The 769-nt window shown below is 44.1% G+C and carries 1 protein-coding gene; it reads right to left on the bottom strand.

Annotated elements, in window-relative coordinates; translation table 11 throughout:
- Window positions 1-15 precede the first annotated feature (15 nt).
- Window positions 16-713 (bottom strand): IS1 family transposase gene (locus Xets_RS19395; RefSeq protein ID WP_244208842.1). Its coding sequence is split into 2 segments (ribosomal slippage): window positions 16-464 and window positions 464-713, totalling 699 coding nucleotides; the frame shifts between segments, so codons are not numbered across the junction.
- Window positions 714-769 lie beyond the last annotated feature (56 nt).

The raw sequence follows: 769 nt of genomic DNA, 5'->3' as shown, positions 1-769 counted from the left end.
GGTTATGACTACAATTTATTGATAGTGATGAATGTTCAGATAATATCCTATAACTCTGTCATGCATTTCTATGGATTTTGAAAAAGATAATGTTTTTCGCGTCAGTCTTGCCAAATGCTGACGAAGGTTCAGATTATGCCTCTCTATACGTTGGGTATAACGCTTACTGACCACATGCAGTTTCCCTGCCAATGCTTTTTCATAACTTTTCCAGCCATCTGTCATATAAATAACGATATTGAAAGGTGCCAGCAAGGCCATCAGGCGCATTAATATTTTCTTTGTCCTTGAACCAAAAACATGTGCGATCACTTTTCGTCTTGTCCTGTCGTAGGCGTAAAAGAGCCAGCGCGGCGGTTTCTTTGACTTCACGTACGACCATTGTTCATCCATTTCACAGCAGATAATTACTTCGGTGCCGGGTGCAATGGCTTCTGTTACCGATTTGGGTTTGAGCTTTTTAAGTGGCGAAGCACGGTATTTAGGCCAATCCCCATCACCCGCGCTGTCGCCCGACATCCCATGCCATTCATGGCCATATCGACGATTTGCTTATGGGTTCCGGGGCGACATGCGGCATAAGTGAACTCAAGTTGCCAGGAATGACGGCAGGATTGGCAAAGATAACGCTGATGACCAGAACGTGAGCGCCCATTGCGATGGATCCCTTTAAACGCACGACAAGCGGGGCAGGTTACATCAATCTTTGCCATTTGAATGTTCTCCAAATAGAAAGATTATACATGATCAATAAATTGATATCACAACC

The organism is Xenorhabdus sp. TS4 (genome assembly GCF_014467265.1).
Classification (GTDB): Bacteria; Pseudomonadota; Gammaproteobacteria; order Enterobacterales; family Enterobacteriaceae; genus Xenorhabdus; species Xenorhabdus ehlersii.
Note: the sequence above shows the minus strand (reverse complement) of the source record. Positions and strands in the feature narration are given on the sequence as shown.